Source organism: Alcaligenes aquatilis (assembly GCF_003076515.1).
Taxonomy (GTDB): Bacteria; Pseudomonadota; Gammaproteobacteria; order Burkholderiales; family Burkholderiaceae_B; genus Alcaligenes; species Alcaligenes aquatilis.
Genome location: NZ_CP022390.1, coordinates 224,042 through 243,286, shown reverse-complemented (window position 1 = coordinate 243,286; position 19,245 = coordinate 224,042). Strand labels below are relative to the sequence as shown.

The window sequence follows — 19,245 nt, the reverse complement described above, 5'->3', positions numbered from 1 at the left end:
CCATACAGGAGACATCACACGACGGCCACGCCGCCAGAACAATCCTTTTCAGCCACTCAGGCCAGACGGTTTCAACCCATCCCATCCTGGTACAAAACGCCTCAGCCCTTCATGCTTACTTGGTATCCTATACCCCTTTCAGAGTTTTGCCGTGCGCCAGACGCCGGACGAGTTTATGGCTGCTACCCCCTACAAAAAACGCGAACCCAATATCCGTGAACAAGTCTATGGCATGCTTCGCCAGGACATTGCACTGGGCAAGATCAGCTTTGAGGTCAGGTTGGTTGATAATGAAATTGCAGCCAGCCTGAACGTGTCGCGCATGCCCGTGCGCGAAGCCCTGTTGCAGCTTAAAAACGAGGGCGTGCTCGAGAGCACCTCGCGCGGCTTTGTCCTGAAGATCTACACCCCACAAGATATTGAAGACATCTTCTCGGTACGTTTGCTATTGGAGCCTTCCGCCGCACACCTTGCCTGTCAGCATCAAAGTGCAGTGGGCTTGCGTGCCATGGGGCAGGCGGTGGCGCGCATTGAAGCCACGCATCAGCAAGGGGATCCTCTGGACAACATTCAGGCCAACTGGTCGTTTCGTAGTGCCTGGATCAATATGGTGCCCAACAAGCAGCTCATCGATACCATGGAGCGTTTGCATGACCGGGCCGATCAAGCCCGTATCGCCTGCCTGCAAGACCCGCTTTTCCGTCGAGAAACCTTGCAACGCGCTCAAGGCATCTACCAGGCCTTTGAGCAGGGCCAGCCTGAACAGGCCGCGCAAAAAATTCATGAAAATCTGGTAATCTGCAGCTCCGCCTATTGCATCAAACAAGCCGAACTGCTGTCCCACTAGCGCATGGCCAGCCCCTGGCCCGGCCTCCTGAAGTAACAAGCCATTACAGAACCCGCTTTCAAAAATAACTATTATTCATAACGGTTAGTTTAAATCTGCTTTTGGAGTATTAAATGAAGTTTATTTCCGCTGCCCTGCTTACCCTGAGCCTTGCCGCCCCCGTCTACGCCGCCAACGCCGATCTGTATGAACAGATCTGGGCTGGCCAAGCCGAGCAAGTCATTACGGCGATGCAACAAGACAAAGCCCTGGTCAATGCCAAGCTGGACGGCTATACCCCATTGCATCTGGTCAGCATGAACGGCAACAAAGAAATCGCCCGCTTCCTCCTGGACAATGGTGCCGATGTTAACGCCCGCGATTTTGAAGGCTATTCGCCACTGGTGCGTGCCAATGCAAATGGCAACAAGGAAATCTCGGCCATGTTGATCGAACGCGGCGCCAAAGAGTTGCGTCCCTGATTCTGGGGCCGGGCATCAATGAAACAAGCCGGCATGGCCGGCTTGTCTGCAACACCTCTGACGGCAGGCCCGTCACCTAAAACAAAATTAATCCAACGTAATCTGCAAAGACTGGATCATCGGGCCCATCGCCGTCGCATCGCTCTCGATCAACTCAGCAAACGCTTGTGGTGTCGAGGGCTGAATCTCAATACCAAAGTCCACAAACTTCTGCACGACTTCCGGCGCATTGAGCACAGCCGTCAACTGCTCGGTTAAGCGTGTCACCTCATCGGCAGGGGTGCCTGCCTTGGCCGAGATACCCCACCAGATCGTAAAAGCCACATTGGGAATACCGCTTTCAGCAAGGGTGGGCGTATCAGGACGCAACGGGCTACGTTCTGTCGTGGCAGCGGCAATCGCGCGCAAACGACCATCCTCCAAAAAGCCACGGCTACCGGTCAATACATCAAAAATAAAGTCGATCTGGCCACTGACCGCATCGATCAAGGCCGGACCTGCGCCCTTGTAAGGCACGTGCACCAGACGGGCGCCAGTTTCTTTGCGCAGCATCTCGCCCAACAGGTGAGTGCCGGTACCCATACCGGGCGAGCCGTATGTCAGCTCTTGCTTCTGGCCGGCGGCAACCAGATCCTGAACGGTCTTGAAAGGGCTGTCTTTGTTGACCAGCAGGAACACAGGAGCCTTGGCGGCCAGCGTCATGGGAATCAGGTCCGTGGCGACATCGTAGTTCAGGCGCTGATACATATGGCGGTTAAGCGAATAGGCACCGCTATCGGCCAGAAACAGCACCGTTCCCAAGGCATTGGGGTTGGCATTTTTCACCACATTCATGGCGACCTGCGCACCGGCACCCGGACGGTTCTCCACAATCACTTTCTGATCGAAGCGTGTTCCCATTTCCTGAGAGATCACACGCGCCAACTGATCAGCCGCACCACCAGGCGGATAAGGAATAACCAGCGTGACATTCTTATTCTGAGCATGAGCCTGTGCACCCAACATGAGCGCGCAACACGTTGCCAACTTAAGCCATACCTTCATTGTTCTATCCCCGTTGCCCCTGTGGGCTTATTCAAAGTCATTGTGAAGCACATCCGCCCAAACACATGGGCCTGACCTGCTTTTTGCTGATCGACTGTCGTTCTGAAACCTGATCAACCGCCTTGCCTGCCGTACTGCCCTGGCCTACAAAACGCCCCCTTTTCTGTCCTTGTCCAGCCCTTGGTTTATGCGAAACACCACGACTTGGCGGCCTCATCGACTTCGGGTTTTTCCGGTGAAGGACAGGAATTTCAAAATAATATATTGCAGTATACTGTTTGCCGGATATTAGTAATTTCACCCATGCATATCGGCTTGCCGCCTTGATCGCGCGTTGGCCGGGAGACAGATTGATCATGCACGCCCATTCCATTCCTGCTTCTGAATTGCCACTGTTTTCAATACCTGCCACGCAGCGCACGGTGCCCGCCTTGTTGCGCCTGCGCGCAGAGCGCATGGGTGATACGCCGCTGTTCTCAGACCGACACATCCACTACACCGGCCAGCAAACCTTGCAGGCGGCCGCCGCCAGTGCAAGCCGCCTGAGCCGTGCCGGTATCAAGCGTGGCGACCGTGTTGCCCTGCTGTGCACCAACCGTCACGAGTTCCTGGACATGGTGCTGGGTTGCGGCTGGCTGGGCGCGATTGTGGTGCCTATCAATACCGCCTCGCGCGGCGCGCAGTTGCAGCACATCCTGTGCAATAGCCAGGCCAGCTTGCTGGTGGTGGAAACCGATCTGACACCACTGCTGGCCGATGTGGACCTTGCCGCCACCGCCGTCCAGCAAGCCTGGCTGATTCAAGGCCAGGAAGTGGCACAAACCCTGGCTGTACCCACCTGCGATCTACCTGCTTTGGGCGATTACTGCGAGCCTGCCGATATAGGCCCTGGCGATACGCTGGCCATTCTGTATACCTCCGGAACTTCAGGCCCTTCCAAAGGCGTTCAGTGCCCGCACGCCCAGTTCTACTGGTGGGGTATTTACACCGCCAGCAAGTTGGGCATGAAGCCCGATGATGTGCTGTACACCTGCCTGCCCATGTTCCACACCAATGCCCTGAACACCTTTTTCCAGGCCCTGGTCAGCGACGCCTGCATGGTGGTGGATAAACGTTTCTCCGCCAGCCGTTTCTTCGACAATCTGTGCGAAACCGGCGCGACGATTACCTATCTGCTGGGCGCCATGGTGCCTATCTTGCTGTCCAAACCAGCAACAGCGGCAGAAAAGCGGCACAAGACACGCATTGCCCTGGGCCCAGGCGTTCCCGAACAATTTCATAGCCAGTTTCTGGAGCGCTGCCACATGCATCTACTGGATGGTTTTGGCTCTACCGAAACCAACTATGTGATGGGCCGTGGCATTCAGGAACAGCGTAATGGCTATATGGGCCGAGTGTCTGAGGGCTTTGAAGCCCTGGTGGTGGACGAGAACGACAACCCACTGCCAGATGGTGAGGTGGGCGAGCTGTTGTTGCGCGCCGATGAGCCTTACGCTTTTGCCTTGGGTTACTACGGTCAACCCGACAAGACCGTGGAGACCTGGAAAAATCTGTGGTTCCACACGGGCGACCGCGTGGTACGCGATGCCGATGGCTACTACCGCTTTGTAGACCGTCTGAAAGACATGATTCGCCGCCGTGGGGAAAACATTTCCTCCTACGAAGTCGAGCAGGCTTTGGCCAGCCATCCTGCCGTTCACACGGTCGCGGTCTATGCCGCCAAGTCCGAGTTGGCCGAGGACGAGGTCATGGCCATGATTGTGCTGCGCCCGGATTGCACGGTCAGTTGCGAGGAGCTGCTACAACATTGCGAGCGCCGTCTGCCGTACTTTGCCGTGCCGCGCTTTATTGAGTTTGCCCAAGTCTTGCCCATCACGGAAAATGGCAAGATTCAAAAGTTTGCCCTGCGTGATCGAGGCATTGGCCCCGACACCTGGGATAGAGAAAAAGCGGGCTATCAGGTTCGCCGCTGATCGCTGCCACTGGACTTCGATATGACGCCTAGTTTTAATCTGGAGACGGTGCGCCTGCTGGGCGCGACCGAGGTCACCTATACCCGGCGTGGTCAGCTTGGCACCTCCGAGCTGCTGGCCCAGGCTTTCAAGCAGTCTCTTGCCACCGCAGGTTTGAAGGCCAGCGATATTGATGGTCTGGGAGTAGCCTCATTCACCCACGCCCCGGATCGGGCTATTGATCTGGCCTGGAAGCTGGGTTTGACGGTGGGCTGGATAATGGATGACAGCAATGGCGGGGCCAGCGGGCTGAATATTTTGCAGCACGCGATTCGCGCGGTTCAGGCAGGGGATGCCCGCTGTATTGCGATTGTGGCCGGCGATCATTTTCAGGCCAAGGACTTCCAGCAACTGGTCGAGAACTATAACCAGACAACTTACGATCATTTACGGCCGTTGGGCGCAGGCAGTCCGAATCATCGCTTTGCCATGCTAACCGCCAATCAAATGCGCAAGCTGGGTTTGGAACGGGCGGATTATGCCGCCTTGGTGATGCGCCAGCGCTTGTGGGCCAGCATGAATCCTGCCGCGGTGTATCGCAGCCCCATGAGGCTGGATGAATACTTGAATGCGCCTCAAGTGGCCGATCCTTTGACGCGGCTCGATTGTGTGCCGGTGGTAGATGGGGCCAATGCCTTGATTGTGATGCGCGCGGATCATCCGGCGGCGCACAATCAGCCAGCAATTACGGTGAAAGCGTTACGCAGTGCTCACAATATTGATGATCAGCAGGGCGATGGTTTGAGCACGGGTTTGGCGACTTTGGCTCCGGCTTTATGGGCGGAATCGGGATTGAGTCCGGCGCAGATGGATATCGTCAGTATTTATGACGATTACCCGGTCATGGTCCTGGCGCAGTTGCAGGATTTGGGGTTTTTTCAAGCGGATGACGCAAAGCAGTTTATTCACGAGTCGATTGCAACGGGGCGTCTGCCTTTGAATACGTCTGGCGGGCAGTTGTCGGCCGGGCAGGCCGGGGCGGCATGCAGCTTGCATGGTTTGGTGGAGGTAATGCGTCAGTTAAGCGCTCAGGCTGGGGAGCGTCAGGTGGCGCAGGCCCGTTATGGTTTGGTCACGGGCTACGGCATGGTGGAGTATCGCTATGGCATGTGTTCGACAGCTCTTGTTTTGGAGGCCTTGTGATGGGTCCTTCTGTGTTTCGTTGTGTGCAGTGTGATCATCGGGTATTCCCAGAGCGGTTCTTGTGTCCGACGTGTCATGGGGATGAGTTTGAGGCTGAGGAGTGCTCGTCTGGGATGGTGACGGAACTGACGCGTAGTGCCTCCTCTGGTGAAGGGGCTGAGAGGTATATGCTGGCAACGGTTGCCAGCGATGCGGGGCCGATGTTGATTGCTCGTGTGCTGGATGAAACCATGCAGCGGGGAGATAAGGTCGCTTTGGTTTTGCGGGATGGCGGGATTTATGCTGAGCCTGGGCGCAAATAAAAGTCTTTTTTCTTGCGAGTTTGGTTTTTAATGTTTGGCTAGCTGGGAATTAGGCTCTTGCACTCTGCTTTTGCGCACAAAAATGATGGCTCAGAACTCAGGGTCAACAACTGACCGGCAATCATAGGCCCGAACACAAAATTTCCGACACTCTCGTCCAAAGGTCAGGATCATCAACTGCCCGGTGATAAAGAGGGTGACTATAAAACGCTGATCGAGGGGCGGTGCCGGTGTCGGGGCTGGCAACTTGCCGGCGCTGCGCGCCGATGCCCTGGTCAGATAATCGCTACGGGCGCACCTTGAACTCGTCCGGTGATTGGTCCGCCGGACCAATCACAAGCGCCGGACTCGAACAGCAAGGTGCTTGCATCCCTACGCAATGATCTGCCTGCGGCAAGTCACCTGATCCGCCCCCACACCGGCACCGCCCCTCGATCAGCTCACAGCATCTTTTATCGGGCGATTGCTAATTGGGTTTTCCAGGGTCAGAGTTTGCGTCTCGAACGAGATATTTGCTATCCAGCACTGGCGGTCTAACTGACTTTTTTGAAAAATCAGGATGACAACTCTCGGCGATCTTATGCGTCTGCCTTGTCCAACTGGGTCGTACGACAAGCGGGTTCAAAACGGGCGCACGGCTTGCCTTGGCTCTCAACACTATCTTGGTTTAGCACGGCCCAAACCCATGAAGCCAGCCCACGCCCCCCCCAAAAAGTCTGCAAGAAGCTGAAAGGCGGCTTGGCAATGAAATCCGGCTCCCACATCAGTCGCTTTTAAGCAGGCAGAGATACGGCCAGAACTGATCTATGCTATCGCGCACAAAAAAACCCACGCTGCGCCTTTGGCTTGCTGCCCCCCAAGGGGGTGCTTTTTGTCTTGGGGCGGCCCGGCGACAAAACAAGCCCCCTCGCCGCGCCTTTGGCTTGCTGCCCCTCGAGGGGGGTGCCTTTTGTCTTGGGGCGGCCCGGCGACAAAAAAACCTGAGTTTGGCAAACGCCGAACTCAGGTTTTTCGTTTTTTCCCGGAAAGCCTGTTCGAGACTCCGGCTTTCTGTGTGGGACAACATCGCTGTTGCCCCTCTTTTCAGCGGACTGTTCGGTCTTAGCCGATCAGGCCTGGCAGACCCACGGCAATCCAGGGAACAAACAGGACTAGGGCCAGGATGCCGATTTCTATGACCAGGAAGGGCACGGCGGCACTGTAGATCTGAGGCAAACGGATGGATGGAGGGGCCACGCTTTGCATCACTATCAGCAACAGGCCAAAGGGTGGCGTCAGCAAGCCGATTTCCAGTGCGATCAAAATCATCACGCCCAGCCAGACGGTATCCACGCCAGCAGCCAGAGCCAGAGGCATGAAAAACGGCAAGGCAATCATCATCATGGAGATTTGATCCAACACCATGCCCATGACTATCAGCACCAGCAACATGCACACCACCAGCACGAAGGGCGACAGGTTGTAGTCTTTGATCATGCCCAAAAAGCCTGCGCTGGCTCCAGAGAAGCTGAGCAATTGAGCAAACGTGGTTGATGCAGCCAGAATGAACAGAATCACAACCGAGACTTTGGCGGTTTCGATCAGGCTTTTCCACAGGGCTTTCAGGGTCAGAGCGCGGTAGGCAATGGTTGCCAGCACCGAGGCCACGACGCCAATCGCAGCCGACTCGGTGGGCGATGCCCAACCGACCAGCATCGAGCCGACGACCGCAACAAAAATACCCAACAATGGCAAGACGTTAAACACAAAGGGCTTCCACAAGACCCAACCTTTCAGGCGAATGGCCGGATCTTCGTCGCTCATGGGGGCATCCTGTGGGCGCAGGCGGCTACGTACCACGACGTAGGCCAGGAAGCCGGCTGCCATCAAGATGCCCGGCAAGATACCGCCGATCAACAGTCGTTCGATGGAGATACCAGCCAGACTCCCCAGCATGACAGCCAGAGCCGAAGGAGGGATCAGCATGGCAATACCGCCTACCGCCATGATGGGGCCCATGGCCATGGTGGGGTGATAACCGCGACGCAGCATTTCTGGCAGCATCACGCCGCCCATCATGGCCGTGTTGGCAATGGACGAGCCCGACAACGTCGCAAAGGTTGTCCCCCCCAGGATACTGACGATAGACAGTTTGCCCGGCACGCGCGAGATCATGCGCTCGATGGAGTCAATGGCCTTGAAGGCCAGCCCGGTGTGAAACAACACCTCGCCCATCAAGACGAATAAAGGAATGGGGGTTAAGGAAAAGCTGCCAATGGAGGCGGTGGTGTTGCGCGCCCATTGTGCCAAACCTGCCGCTTCACCCAGAAACAGCCAAGCCCCCAACAGGTTGACGGACAGAAAGGCAAAAACGACGGGTGTGCCGATCGCCATCAAGACAAAGAGCGATCCTAGCAACAGGATCAATGCCATGTGCCATTCCATGTTCAGGCTCCTTGCTCAACGGGACGGGAAATCAGGCGGCGCAGAAACTCCAGCGCCAACATGGATGCACCAAACAACAAAGGCAGATTCAGCCACCATTCTGGAAAGACCAGGGCTTTAAAGACCAGGGCCCCTTGCTCGTACGAGTCCAGGGCAACGACCGCGCATTGCCAGGCCAAAATGCCACAGACGGTCAGCCCCAACAGGTTAGAGAGCAGGTCCAGGCCACGCTGCATGGGCAGGGGCAAGTTGTTAAACAGCACATCGATACGAATATGGCCGCCCAGATACAGCACCCACGGTGCTGCCACGAAGGTGGCAATGATCAACATGTATTCGGTTATTTCCACGCTGGTGGACAGCGCGTCGTAGCCCAGGTTGCGCAGCACCACATCCGCGCACACCAGCAGGCTCATCAGCCCAAAGGTCAGGGCCGCGACGGCGCCACAAGTATTCATTAACAGGGCGTACGGACGCCCCCAGGTCGGGTTGGAAGGCAAGCCTTCCGAGGCAGTGGCAGCAGACATCGCGTCTTCTCCGCAGATCAAGGTCACTGAAAGGGCGGACATCTAGCCACCCATATGGCACCATCAAAAAGTGGACACTGTCCCCAAGGGCACAATGTCCACTCTCAAACTAAATCATCAATAAACTGGCTTAAGGCTGATAGCCACCAAACAATTCACGCAATTGCGCCGCATATTTGGGACTGGATTTGTCGATACCGGCCCAGCCTGCTTCGTAGGCTTTGGTGCGCAAGGCACGAGCGGCCTCAGGTTCCAGTACCAGCGCTTGCACACCGGCTTGTTCGGTCGCCGCTTTTTCTTCGATTGCCATCTGGTGTTCAGTCACGTTCTGCGACTCCATCCACTCGATCTGCTTGCGCATGAAGGCTTTCTGGTCTTCGTCCAGTTTTTCCCAGCTCTTTTGGTTCATGAAAAAACCCACTTCCACGTTGTAGAAGCCTGGCTCTACACGGTATTTGGTCTTTTCATGCCAGCCCATTTCCATCACGCCCACAGAAGGCCAGCCATAGCCGTCCACGACACCACGCTCCAGCGCGGTGTAGACCTCGCCCGGTGGAATCTGCAGCGGGGTTGCGCCAATTTCGCGAAAGAAGGACAGGTACACCGGCACACCGCGCAGCTTGAAGCCCGACAGGTCAGCCGAGGTCACGGGCTTGTTGGTGTAGATGTGGTATTGCAAACCGTCCGTCGTACGAGCCAGCCAAGTAATGTTGGCTTTCTCGCGGTGAATCTTGTCCATCAGCTCGTAGCCGCCGTTCTGGCGCAGCTCGCTCATGGGTTTTTCTGTCAGCGTCAAGGCCAGTGCCTCTGGCACCAGATTGGCATGAAAGACGGCGGTGGTATTGGCGAAATCAATCACGCCAGAACGCAGCGCATTGCCGACCTCGAAAGGCGGAATGGCCTCTGGGCCGCCAATGACATTGATCTGCACCAACCCCTTGCCTTCTGCGTTGACCTTGTCAACGAACTGCTTGAAGCGCTTGGTAAAGAAGGTGTCCATCGTAAAGACAGATACCGCTTTCAGCGTAACTTCCGCTGCCTGAGCGCCAGCCATTCCCAATGCCAGCAAGGCTGCTGCCACTACTCGAGTTGTTTTATGCACCATGACGGAAGTTCCGCAGAAATGTGTGTAATGAAATTTTAGTTTAGATATAAATATATCAATAATCAATTATTTATGAGTCGGGGTTTTCACTAAGCCCCCTAAGGGCTTCATAGGGTGCGCCCCCTCATTGCACCTCAATCCTGTGGGTGGGCAGCCTGCGGTATCATCACAAACTTGACGTTTTATTGCTGAATAGGGATGACTCATGACATTTTCCGCTGTGCTGTTTGATTGTGACGGTGTGCTGGTGGACAGCGAACCCATCACGGTTCGCGTGCTGCGGGACATGCTGCAAGAAGAAGGCTGGGTCATGACCTACGAGCAATGCTATGACTGGTTCATTGGCAAAGCGCTGCCCGACGAACTACCCACCGTGCGCAAGATGACCGGTAAAGATCTGGATATGGAATGGGTAATGGCCTTTCGCATGCGCCGCAACCATGCACTGAGCAATGAAGTCATGGCCATTCCCGGTATTCAGGACACGCTGGACGCGATCTTGCGCGACAAGCCCGGCATGATTGCCTGTGCGTCCGGCGCCGACCGCGGCAAGCTGGCACTGCAACTGGGCCAGACTGGCCTGCTGGATTACTTTGGCACCCATATCTATAGCGGTGCAGAGACGCCCCGCAACAAACCCTACCCGGATGTCTATCTGGCCGCCGCGCATGGCTTGGGTGTCGACCCCAAGGAATGTCTGGTTGTGGAAGACAGCGTCACGGGCGCAACGGCTGGCTTGGCTGCCGGGGCCACCGTCTTGGGCTATTGCCCGGTCCCCGACAAGCAAGAGGACTTGCGCCGTCTTGGTGTGCGTGACACCTTCCGCCGCATGGATGAATTACCCACGTTGATCGCCAAGCTGGAGCAGGAACGCGTACAAGGCTGATTCATAGCCAGACAATAGAAAAGGCGCTGTGTTTTGAGCAGTTTCTTCAAAAGAGGGAGATCCAACCTTTTGGAACTACTTAAAACACAGCGCCTTATTTGCCGCCAGACCGCCTTAAGACTCGGTGCTGCCAATAAAAACCCCCCTCGGACGGCAGCAAACCACAAGGCGTAGTATGGGGCCTTTTTTCTGTTGCTTAGTCTTCCAGATGGAAGGTGTGCAAAATTCGATGCAGCACCGGCGCAATAATCAGCCCGAACGCTGCGGCCAACACCAGGCTGACATACGCCCCATAAATGGCAAAAAACACTTTGCCAGCCCATGTTTCAGGCAAGGCCATCGGCCCCAACCCACCGACCATCATGGCCGCATTCAAGGCCGCATCGTGCCAATGTACGTTCTCTTCAAACCACATATGGCCCAATGCCCCCAGCATCAGGGAAAAGACCACAAACACGATGCCGATCGAGGCATGCGCCAACAGGCGCTTGGCAAACTGCCAACGCGAAATCAAGGGCTGATCACGTGACTCGTACATGTCATTAAAGCGTATTGGCCTGAACAGTTAAAGAAGCTAACCATTGGCTAACTTGCAAGGACAAGGCATCGGTAGCCTGCCCAAATGCTTCAACCACCTGTGGCACGGCCGTGCCGTCAACTTCTTGTTGAGCGACAAAGCGGCGGGTCTGAATCAACTGGCCCGAGCGCTGATCACGCACTAAAGCATCAAACTGAATCCGTACCCGTGGAACGCCCTGGATATACTCCACCTGAAAGGCGCCCAGCGTCCCGCCAAGCTCCACATCAGCAATGACGGACTCGCTATCCAGCACCACCGCCCGGAATTGAGCCGCATCACGTAAACCATCGGCCAGACGGTTACGCAACAGGGCGGGTGCATCGTCACCCCAACGTACGCCTTTATACGCGCTGAGCTCATTACCTTGAGGCAGCACCGTGATGCGCGAACTGGCCAGCAGGCGCTCGGCGTGAGGCCGGTTCACCTGAATGATTAAACTTCTATGCGAAGCAGGTGCGGACTGCGCCTTCAAGGCCGTTGCCGGAAGCTGATAATACGTCAGGGACTCCGCCTGAGGCAGAACAGAACAAGCGGCAGACAGGGCAGCCAGACCCACTAGCGACACCTGTAAAAAACGACGCACAACAGTGGGCATCATGGTGTGAACTCCTGTAATTTGTCGCGACCCAAAAGATAGCCGGCCGGATTATCTTCCAGACGGGAGGTGACGGCGCGGAAACCGGCCAGCACCTGACGCAATTCTCGCAATGCCGGTTCGATCTCGGTCAAACCCTGAGCGCCCCGGCCAATAGCTGCCGAATTCTGCTGCAGCAGCGTGTTCAAGCTTTGCGTGGCACGGCTGAAATCTTCCATGGATTTCTGGATGGCATTCATGGCCTGCGTACCCTGACGGTCTACCAGACCTTGTGTAGAAGACAGCAAGGTGGTGGCTTGCTGGCTGGCCTGGGACAGCTCCTTCACCAAGGCTGGCACGCCTTCGCTGGCGGTCGAGAGCTGGCCCATCAAGACTTCCAGTTTTTGCAGACTGGCCGACAGGGATTGGGAGTTCTCGGACGACAGGAACGTATTGGCGTTATCGAGCAACTTGGAAATTTGCGTCATCAGCTCCTCACCACCTGCCATCAATTGGGCCAGCGGAGACGGCGAGGCCACAATCATGGGCAGGCCATCGTCGGGCGCTTCCAGCAAGGGGCTGTTCGGTGTGCCGCCGCTAAGCTCGATCACGGACTGGCCGGTGATACCAGCCAGTGCCAGGCGAGCTTGCGTGTCTTCATGAATCGGGATGGAAGCCTGAATCGCCACTTGCGCTCGCACACGCTGCAAGTCATTCGGGTCCAGGCGCAGCAAGCGCACTTCACCGACACGCAAGCCGTTGTATTGCACGGCGCTGCCACGAGACAGACCACGCACACCTTCCAGAAAGACAATATCGTAATCGCGGGTCTCGGCATCTTGCCCCGACTTGGCCAGCCAAAGCGAGAACAGGACAGCGGCCGCCGCCACTACCAAGGTAAAGACCCCGATCAATACATGATGGGCACGCGGTTCCATTAATTATGCTCCTGACGACGGTTTTGGGCCTGTTGGGCGGCCCGTCCCCGTGGACCGTGGAAGTACTCCCGGATCCAGTCGTTATCAACTTGCTCTACGCGGGCCAGTGTGTCGTTGACCAGCACGCGCTTTTGCGCCAGCACGGCCACCCGATCACAAATGGTGTAGAGCGTATCCAGATCGTGTGTCACCAAAAACACGGTCAATCCCAGCGCATCGCGCAAGGTCAAAATAAGCTGGTCAAAATCCCCCGCACCCACCGGGTCCAGCCCGGCAGTGGGTTCATCCAGAAACAGGATTTCCGGATCCAGCGCCAGCGCACGTGCCAGGGCAGCACGCTTGATCATGCCACCGGACAATTCTGCTGGGTATTTGGTAGCCGCATTGGCCGGTAAACCTGCCAAGGCCATTTTCATGGCGGCAATATGTTCAGCGGCAGCGCGAGACAGGCCAATATGCTCGATCAGAGGCATGGCAATGTTCTCCACCACCGTCAGCGAGGAGAACAACGCGCCTTGCTGGAACAGCACGCCCAAACGGCGCTCCAGCCGCGAACGATCCTCGGGCGACAGGGTGCCGATTTCCTGATCAAAAATGCGTACCGTGCCGCCGGTGGGTGGGCGCAGTCCCAGAATGGAGCGCAGCAGCACGGACTTGCCTGTGCCGGAACCACCCACCACGCCCACAATCTCGCCGGGATACACATCCATATCCAGATGCTCATGCACGACATGATCGCCAAAGCGATTGTCCAGATCACGTACTTGAATAATGGGACGAGCGGCTGCCTCTACCATCCCATCTCCATGAAGAACAGCGCGGCCAGCGCATCAATCAAGATCACGATGAAGATGGACTGCACCACGGCTGAAGTCGTGTGCTCCCCCACGGACTGGGCGCTGCCGGTCACTTTAAAGCCTTCCTGGCAACCGATCACAGCAATCAAAAAGGCAAAAATCGGAGCCTTGGCCATGCCCAGCACAAAGTGCCGCAAATCAATATCCTGATTGAAGATATTGATGAACATGGTGGGCGAGATATCCAGAATCAGGGCGCAGACCAAGCCGCCGCCGAAGATCCCGGCCACCATGCCCACAAAGGTCAAGATAGGCATAGCCAATAGCATGGCCAATACGCGCGGAATGACCAGAATCAGCATGGGATTCAAGCCCTGAGCGCGTAAAGCATCAATTTCTTCGTTCGCTTTCATGGAGCCGATCTGCGCGGTAAAGGCACTGGCGGTGCGGCCTGCCATCAAGATGGCCGTCAACAGCACCGCAAACTCACGCAAAAAGGAAAAACCAACCAGATTTACGGTGTAAATGGTGGCGCCAAAATCCGCCAGCACCGTCGCTCCCAGAAATGCGATCACCGCCCCCACCAGGAACGTCAGCAAGGCCACAATAGGTACGGCGTTAAAGGCGGTCTCTTCCAACTGCGCCACAATCGAGGTGACGCGCCACTGGCTGGGCCGCAGCATATTCAGGATGAGCGTTTCCAGCGTCAGGCCAATAAAACCCAAAAGCTCACGCATATTGCGCGTGATGTGGATCATGGACAGGCCCACGCGCTCGAGCAGATCCGTCATCCCCCAACGCGCCGCAACCACGTGCTCCTCATCCATGCGGCTCATTGCCTTGGCAACGGTTTGCAATAATTGATGGCGCTCTTTGGACAAGCCTTGAGCACTGTCCAAGGCCGTTTGCACACGCTCGGCACCCAGCCATTCGCACAGGACTTGAGCACCTGTTGTGTCCAGGGACTTCAATTGGCTGAAATCCAAAGACCAACGGCCCTGCTTGTCACTTATCGAGCGCAAACTACTTTGCAGCGCTTCATAGTGACGCAAGGACCAATCGCCTAGCAATTGCAGCTGACCAGGGGAATCTGTACGAACATACAGAGGCACGGACGTATTCATGCGCATAGTCTAATGGATTTGCTCTGACAGCTTCCATAGCGCCGACTACTTTTTCATGCTTTGTGGACAATTAAGCGGGCTGTAAGCAAGTCAAACAATCCGGCAACATTTCCGCTATATAAATACGCCCGTCCAAGCCGACGGACAGCCCGTGTCCGTAGACACCTTGCACCCGGCAACGTCCTACTAATGTGCCCGAATCCGGGTCGAACAAAGACAAGCTGGCCGTTTGATCGCTAACCAACACCGAACCGTCAGTTTGCACAGCCACCGCCATGGGTTTGTGCAGGGGGCGCAATTCACCCAGATAACGGCCTTGGACATCCAGATGCTGGACACGGTTGTTTTCGCGGTCGGCTACCCAGATCGAACCATCAGCAGCACACGCGAGCATATGAGGCGTGCTGAACTGCAAAGGGCCTGGGCCAGGCGCCCCCAACGCAGCCAGCCATTGGCGCTGCGGATCAAAGCGATGCACCACGGTATTGCCGTAGCCATCACTTACCCACAAGCCGCCATCACCACATTCAACGGCGTGCGTGGGATGGTTGAACGGCTCTTGCCAACAGGGCTGTCCAGGCGTGCCCAAACGCCATTGCTCATGGCCTTGGGGGCCCAAAGCCAGGACCTGATGTCCATCCAGATCCGTCACCAGCACCCCGCCTTGCGGACGGGCACTGATATGGTGCGGGCACAGCATGTCATCCAAAGACCAGCGCGCTGACACCTGACCATCCGGTGCCAGTACCAAGACACAGGCCGGACGACGCAGCAAGGCAGCGATACGCCCGTCTGTCAGCACCGCCACACTGGTGATGCCGCTGATATCAGCCTGAGTCCAGGCGCGCTCTACTTTGTAGCGTTGCGAACCCAAGATCACATAAGCAAGTGCCATCTTCCGCCTCCCTTACATGGCGTTAGGCAAGACCAGGACAATTTGCGGGAATATCGTCACTAGGACGGTCGCCAGAACCAGCAGCAGAAAAAACGGGAGCGCCATGCGTACCAGCTCGAACAGATTGCGCCCGGTAATGCTCTGGATCACAAACAAGTTAAAACCAATAGGCGGGGTAATCTGGGCCATTTCCACGGTCAGGATCAGATAAACACCAAACCAGATGGGATCAATACCGGCGGCAATCACCGCAGGCAGCAAGACCGAAGTGGTCAGCACCACAATGGAAATACCATCCAGAAAGGCGCCCAAAATCACAAAGAACACCGTCAATACAGCAATCAGAGCGTATTGGTTCAGGCCCAAAGAGCCAATCCAGGCCGCCAGATTTGCAGGCAGGCCAGTAAAGCTCATGGCACTGGTCAAATAAGCGGCGCCGATCAGAATGAAGGAAATCATGCACGAGGTGCGCGCCGCACCCAGCAAACTGGCGGTAAAGGTTTTCCAGCTCAGGGAACGACCAAAAGCGGCGATCACCAAAGAACCAATGACACCCAGCACAGCCGCTTCAGTCGCCGTGGCAATGCCCCCGTAAATCGACCCGATCACCGCAATGATCAGCAAGACGACCGGCAACAGCAAGCGCAAGCGTCGTACCTTCTCGCTCAGGCTTAGTTGCTCGGTTGCCGAGGGCACACGATCCGGATGGCGGATAGACCAAAAAGCGATGTAGGCCGAAAACAGACACATCAGCAAAAGGCCTGGCAGCACACCCGCCACAAACAGTCGAATGATGGAAACTTGTGCGGCCACCGCATACACAATCATCACAATGGAAGGCGGAATCAGCAGGCCCAAGGTCCCGGCACCGGCCAGCGAACCGATACTGATCCTGTCGTCGTAGCCACGCGCCTTCAGTTCAGGCAAGGAAATACGGCCTATCGTGGCCGCCGTAGCCGCCGACGAACCGCTGACCGCCGCAAAAATACCGCAACCCAAGGTGTTGACGTGTAACAGACGGCCCGGCAAACGCTGTACCCACGGCCCCAGGCCACTGAACATGTCTTCGGCCAGGCGGGTGCGATACAGAATCTCCCCCATCCAGATAAACAGGGGCAAGGCCGTCAAGGCCCAACTGGCCGAGGAGTCCCACGCCTTGGTCGCGAAAATAATGCCTGCAGGCGCATCGGCATACAGAAAAATAGACAAAATACCGCAAGCGATCAGAACCAGTGCCACCCACACGCCACTGGCCAGCAAGGCAAGCAGAACAACAAACAGCACAATTGCCTGAGATAAATCAGCCATGCTCAGTCGCCTCCAATTCTTGACCTTGAACCACGCGCAGCAAGCGCCGCAACAACATCAAGGTCAGCAAGCCCAGACCAATGGGCATCCCCAATTGGGGAATCCACAGCGGCACTGCCACCATGCCTTGCGCCACTTCCTTGTAGATAAAGGACTCATAGACAAAGTGGGCCGTCTCCCAGGTACACCAGGCAGCCAGCACAAGCCCGATCAGCGTTGCCACTAGTTCATAAGGGCGTCGCAAACGCTCCGGGATCACCTGCAGCAACAAGGACACCCGGATATGGTCGCCATGCAACATGGCGTAGGGCAGCGCCAGAAAAATCGACGCTGCCATAAACCAGCCAGCAAAATCATCCGACGCGGGGATTTGCGTAGAGAACAGGCGCGCCACGATCTGCGCCGTCACCACCACCCCGATCAAACATAGAAAGAGTGCGGCCAGTGCGCCGCATACTCTGGCCATACGCTCGAGCACAATCATGGACGCACTCCTTGTTTAGGGCTGACGGTAGGTATCAAGCAGCTTCTGACCGTCGGCACCGGCTTTCTTCAACCACTCTTCGGTCATGGTCTGGCCGATCGCCCGCATCTCGCCGGCCAGCTTTTCGCTTAACTGGCCTACCACCATGCCCTTATCGGCCATGGTCTGGGTCAGTTTGGACGTTTGCTCGCGCGACATGGCCCAACCGCGTTGTTCGGCGCGTTCACCCGCTTCCAGAACCGCTTTCTGAACATTCTCGGGCAGACGCTGAAAGGCACGCTTGTTAATGATCACAAAGCTTTGTGGAATAAACACCTGGGCATCGTAGTAGTACTTCACATAGTCCCAGGCCTGCGAGTCCACACCCGTGGCGGGCGAGGTCAGCATGGCATCGATAATGCCGGTGGAAAAAGCCTGAGGGACTTCGGGCGTTTGCACAGTGGTCGGCACGGCCCCCATCAAGGAGACCAAACGGCTGGTTGCCGGGCTATAAGCACGGAAACGCACGCCTTCCAGGTCAGACAGTTGTTCCACGGGGTTTTTGGTGTAAATCCCCTGCGGAGGCCAAGGCGAGCCATACACCAGAATGATGCCTTGCTTGTCCAGGCGCTCTGCCAGGAAGGGACGTGTGGCTTTCCAAAGCTTTTCTGACTCATCGAACGACGAAGCCAGCAAGGGCACGCTATCGACTTCAAACAGGGGATCTTCATTACCGATGGCCGCCACCAGCATTTCACCAGCCTGCACCACGCCTTGCTGGACGCCACGCTTGACCTCGGGGCGCTTGAGCAGCACCGAGTTCGACTGCACATTGATATTCAATTCGCCATTGGTCGCCGCTTTGATATCCGCCGCGAACTCGCGCGCATTTTGCGTCAGGAAATTGCTATCGGGCTGCTCGGTACTCATGTTCCAGTTGGTCGCGGCCTGAGCAGTGCCTGCCAACGCAAAGACGCAGGCAATGGAAAGTAGTTTTTTAATCATGATGTCGCTTCTCCCAAGAATTGAGGTGATGACCGCCTTATGAGCGGCCCGCATTCAGATCCCGTGACTGCAGATCCCACAGCAAAGAAAACTCGGATACATCGTTTGTTGCCACCCCTAAATCCTGCTGCAAGCGGGCAGCCAGGATACGAGCGGCGTCAAGGGTGGTCAGATCAGCCACCAGGTAAGGGTCCAGGCTGCGCTGTTGCACATCCTCGGACGGTAAAGGGGTAGAGAGCTCCGGATCAGGTGTCAGTACGCGCAAGGCCAGCAGGCCATCGGTCTGTTCCAGATAGGCGGCACATTGACGTGCCAACTCTTGTCGCTGAGCCGCTTCTGGCAGACGTACCAGCAACACAACAGCACCTGTGCCAGCACCACCGAGCAACGACACCGCCATTACGCGGCGCTGGGTATTGCTCATACGGGCAAAATTGGTATTAGACCAGTCCGTTTGCTGCTCAAAGGCTTTTTTATATTCCGCCGTCCCAAAAACACGCAAGGACTGCGTGCGATACAAAGCCAGATACTTGCGCCCGGCACCATGGCGCACATAACGACGCGACCATTGAAAACCCGGTATGGCCGCGCGTTCAGCCATGTGCTCGCGCTCATACCATTGATTGAAATCCTGCTCATGCTCAGGGGCGATATCCGTCCAGATAAACAGTTCCCCCGGTGCATCACGATCAGTACGAAAAGTAGCAGACACGAAAGCCTCCCCAAAAAGGTTATTGCACACTCTTTGTGGGAGTGTCCAACGGCTTCTAAGCAGAATCCAAATGTTTTATTTCCACCTGGGTCGATAGG

20 protein-coding genes are annotated in these 19,245 nt (G+C 56.4%); 6 read left to right on the top strand and 14 right to left on the bottom strand.

Going from position 1 to position 19,245, the window contains the following annotated elements:
• Positions 1-175: 175 nt before the first annotated feature.
• Both CA948_RS01080 and CA948_RS01075 read left to right on the top strand, forming a co-directional pair.
• Entirely contained in the window at positions 176-847 is a 672-nt protein-coding gene (locus CA948_RS01080) for a GntR family transcriptional regulator (RefSeq protein WP_094195293.1), read from the top strand.
• Between the two features lie 113 nt (positions 848-960).
• Complete coding sequence (locus CA948_RS01075; protein WP_094195292.1) at positions 961-1,308, top strand: ankyrin repeat domain-containing protein; 348 nt, start codon at positions 961-963, stop codon at positions 1,306-1,308.
• 87 nt (positions 1,309-1,395) lie between these two features.
• Here the strand turns inward: CA948_RS01075 and CA948_RS01070 are convergent, their stop codons facing one another.
• The gene (locus CA948_RS01070; protein ID WP_094195291.1) at positions 1,396-2,352 is read right to left on the bottom strand and encodes a Bug family tripartite tricarboxylate transporter substrate binding protein; all 957 of its coding nucleotides are present in this window, start codon (positions 2,350-2,352) and stop codon (positions 1,396-1,398) included.
• A 356-nt stretch (positions 2,353-2,708) separates the two neighbouring features.
• On the opposite strand from CA948_RS01070, the gene CA948_RS01065 reads away from it, so the two are divergent.
• The 3 genes from CA948_RS01065 (at position 2,709) to CA948_RS17535 (ending at position 5,809) form a co-directional block, all read left to right on the top strand.
• Positions 2,709-4,325, top strand: a complete 1,617-nt coding sequence (locus CA948_RS01065) for an ATP-dependent acyl-CoA ligase (RefSeq protein WP_108727092.1) — start codon at positions 2,709-2,711, stop codon at positions 4,323-4,325.
• 21 nt (positions 4,326-4,346) lie between these two features.
• A complete protein-coding gene (locus tag CA948_RS01060; protein ID WP_108727091.1) occupies positions 4,347-5,507 on the top strand; it encodes a thiolase family protein in 1,161 nt (386 codons plus the stop codon).
• 113 nt (positions 5,508-5,620) lie between these two features.
• On the top strand, positions 5,621-5,809 hold the full coding sequence (locus CA948_RS17535) for a hypothetical protein (RefSeq protein ID WP_094195288.1): 189 nt from the start codon (positions 5,621-5,623) through the stop codon (positions 5,807-5,809).
• A gap of 1,101 nt (positions 5,810-6,910) precedes the next feature.
• Here CA948_RS17535 and CA948_RS01050 read toward each other — a convergent pair.
• The 3 genes from CA948_RS01050 to dctP form a co-directional block, all read right to left on the bottom strand.
• Positions 6,911-8,221, bottom strand: coding sequence for a TRAP transporter large permease (locus tag CA948_RS01050; RefSeq protein ID WP_230019483.1), 1,311 nt, complete (start codon positions 8,219-8,221; stop codon positions 6,911-6,913).
• A 14-nt stretch (positions 8,222-8,235) separates the two neighbouring features.
• Entirely contained in the window at positions 8,236-8,760 is a 525-nt protein-coding gene (locus tag CA948_RS01045) for a TRAP transporter small permease (RefSeq protein WP_094195286.1), read from the bottom strand.
• Positions 8,761-8,890: 130 nt separating this feature from the next.
• Entirely contained in the window at positions 8,891-9,865 is a 975-nt protein-coding gene (gene dctP, locus CA948_RS01040) for a TRAP transporter substrate-binding protein DctP (RefSeq protein ID WP_094195285.1), read from the bottom strand.
• Positions 9,866-10,070: 205 nt separating this feature from the next.
• On the opposite strand from dctP, the gene CA948_RS01035 reads away from it, so the two are divergent.
• Positions 10,071-10,751: an HAD family hydrolase gene (locus CA948_RS01035; protein ID WP_094195284.1), complete on the top strand. Its 681-nt coding sequence runs from the start codon at positions 10,071-10,073 to the stop codon at positions 10,749-10,751.
• A 196-nt stretch (positions 10,752-10,947) separates the two neighbouring features.
• On the opposite strand, the gene CA948_RS01030 is transcribed toward CA948_RS01035, so the two are convergent.
• The 10 genes from CA948_RS01030 to CA948_RS00985 all read right to left on the bottom strand — a co-directional run bounded on the left by CA948_RS01030 (position 10,948) and on the right by CA948_RS00985 (position 19,147).
• Positions 10,948-11,289 carry a hypothetical protein gene (locus CA948_RS01030; RefSeq protein ID WP_094195283.1) on the bottom strand — a complete coding sequence of 114 codons (342 nt, stop codon included), beginning with the start codon at positions 11,287-11,289 and terminating at the stop codon, positions 10,948-10,950.
• Between the two features lie 4 nt (positions 11,290-11,293).
• Positions 11,294-11,929: an ABC-type transport auxiliary lipoprotein family protein gene (locus CA948_RS01025; RefSeq protein WP_094195282.1), complete on the bottom strand. Its 636-nt coding sequence runs from the start codon at positions 11,927-11,929 to the stop codon at positions 11,294-11,296.
• Positions 11,926-12,843 carry an MlaD family protein gene (locus CA948_RS01020; protein WP_094195281.1) on the bottom strand — a complete coding sequence of 306 codons (918 nt, stop codon included), beginning with the start codon at positions 12,841-12,843 and terminating at the stop codon, positions 11,926-11,928. Before CA948_RS01020 ends, CA948_RS01025 begins: the two co-directional genes overlap by 4 nt.
• Positions 12,843-13,640, bottom strand: coding sequence for an ABC transporter ATP-binding protein (locus CA948_RS01015; RefSeq protein ID WP_094195280.1), 798 nt, complete (start codon positions 13,638-13,640; stop codon positions 12,843-12,845). Before CA948_RS01015 ends, CA948_RS01020 begins: the two co-directional genes overlap by 1 nt.
• Entirely contained in the window at positions 13,634-14,770 is a 1,137-nt protein-coding gene (locus tag CA948_RS01010; RefSeq protein WP_108727088.1) for an ABC transporter permease, read from the bottom strand. Before CA948_RS01010 ends, CA948_RS01015 begins: the two co-directional genes overlap by 7 nt.
• Positions 14,771-14,834: 64 nt before the next feature.
• On the bottom strand, positions 14,835-15,659 hold the full coding sequence (locus CA948_RS01005) for an NHL repeat-containing protein (RefSeq protein ID WP_094195278.1): 825 nt from the start codon (positions 15,657-15,659) through the stop codon (positions 14,835-14,837).
• A 12-nt stretch (positions 15,660-15,671) separates the two neighbouring features.
• Positions 15,672-16,967: a TRAP transporter large permease gene (locus tag CA948_RS01000; RefSeq protein ID WP_108727087.1), complete on the bottom strand. Its 1,296-nt coding sequence runs from the start codon at positions 16,965-16,967 to the stop codon at positions 15,672-15,674.
• A complete protein-coding gene (locus CA948_RS00995; RefSeq protein ID WP_094195276.1) occupies positions 16,960-17,451 on the bottom strand; it encodes a TRAP transporter small permease in 492 nt (163 codons plus the stop codon). Before CA948_RS00995 ends, CA948_RS01000 begins: the two co-directional genes overlap by 8 nt.
• A gap of 15 nt (positions 17,452-17,466) precedes the next feature.
• Positions 17,467-18,435, bottom strand: coding sequence for a TRAP transporter substrate-binding protein (locus tag CA948_RS00990; protein ID WP_108727086.1), 969 nt, complete (start codon positions 18,433-18,435; stop codon positions 17,467-17,469).
• Positions 18,436-18,472: 37 nt separating this feature from the next.
• Positions 18,473-19,147, bottom strand: coding sequence for a DUF4286 family protein (locus CA948_RS00985; RefSeq protein WP_108727085.1), 675 nt, complete (start codon positions 19,145-19,147; stop codon positions 18,473-18,475).
• Positions 19,148-19,245 lie beyond the last annotated feature (98 nt).

Coding starts and splice junctions, on each gene's coding strand:
- dctP (WP_094195285.1), bottom strand. CDS start 9,865: ATGGTGCATAAAACAACTCGAGTAGTGGCAGCAGCCTTGCTGGCATTG.
- CA948_RS01045 (WP_094195286.1), bottom strand. CDS start 8,760: ATGTCTGCTGCCACTGCCTCGGAAGGCTTGCCTTCCAACCCGACCTGG.
- CA948_RS00995 (WP_094195276.1), bottom strand. CDS start 17,451: ATGATTGTGCTCGAGCGTATGGCCAGAGTATGCGGCGCACTGGCCGCA.
- CA948_RS01070 (WP_094195291.1), bottom strand. CDS start 2,352: ATGAAGGTATGGCTTAAGTTGGCAACGTGTTGCGCGCTCATGTTGGGT.
- CA948_RS17535 (WP_094195288.1), top strand. CDS start 5,621: ATGGTGACGGAACTGACGCGTAGTGCCTCCTCTGGTGAAGGGGCTGAG.
- CA948_RS01000 (WP_108727087.1), bottom strand. CDS start 16,967: ATGGCTGATTTATCTCAGGCAATTGTGCTGTTTGTTGTTCTGCTTGCC.
- CA948_RS01035 (WP_094195284.1), top strand. CDS start 10,071: ATGACATTTTCCGCTGTGCTGTTTGATTGTGACGGTGTGCTGGTGGAC.
- CA948_RS00990 (WP_108727086.1), bottom strand. CDS start 18,435: ATGATTAAAAAACTACTTTCCATTGCCTGCGTCTTTGCGTTGGCAGGC.
- CA948_RS01060 (WP_108727091.1), top strand. CDS start 4,347: ATGACGCCTAGTTTTAATCTGGAGACGGTGCGCCTGCTGGGCGCGACC.
- CA948_RS01010 (WP_108727088.1), bottom strand. CDS start 14,770: ATGCGCATGAATACGTCCGTGCCTCTGTATGTTCGTACAGATTCCCCT.
- CA948_RS01030 (WP_094195283.1), bottom strand. CDS start 11,289: ATGTACGAGTCACGTGATCAGCCCTTGATTTCGCGTTGGCAGTTTGCC.
- CA948_RS01005 (WP_094195278.1), bottom strand. CDS start 15,659: ATGGCACTTGCTTATGTGATCTTGGGTTCGCAACGCTACAAAGTAGAG.
- CA948_RS01020 (WP_094195281.1), bottom strand. CDS start 12,843: ATGGAACCGCGTGCCCATCATGTATTGATCGGGGTCTTTACCTTGGTA.
- CA948_RS01050 (WP_230019483.1), bottom strand. CDS start 8,221: ATGGCATTGATCCTGTTGCTAGGATCGCTCTTTGTCTTGATGGCGATC.
- CA948_RS01080 (WP_094195293.1), top strand. CDS start 176: ATGGCTGCTACCCCCTACAAAAAACGCGAACCCAATATCCGTGAACAA.
- CA948_RS01015 (WP_094195280.1), bottom strand. CDS start 13,640: ATGGTAGAGGCAGCCGCTCGTCCCATTATTCAAGTACGTGATCTGGAC.
- CA948_RS01065 (WP_108727092.1), top strand. CDS start 2,709: ATGCACGCCCATTCCATTCCTGCTTCTGAATTGCCACTGTTTTCAATA.
- CA948_RS01025 (WP_094195282.1), bottom strand. CDS start 11,929: ATGATGCCCACTGTTGTGCGTCGTTTTTTACAGGTGTCGCTAGTGGGT.
- CA948_RS01075 (WP_094195292.1), top strand. CDS start 961: ATGAAGTTTATTTCCGCTGCCCTGCTTACCCTGAGCCTTGCCGCCCCC.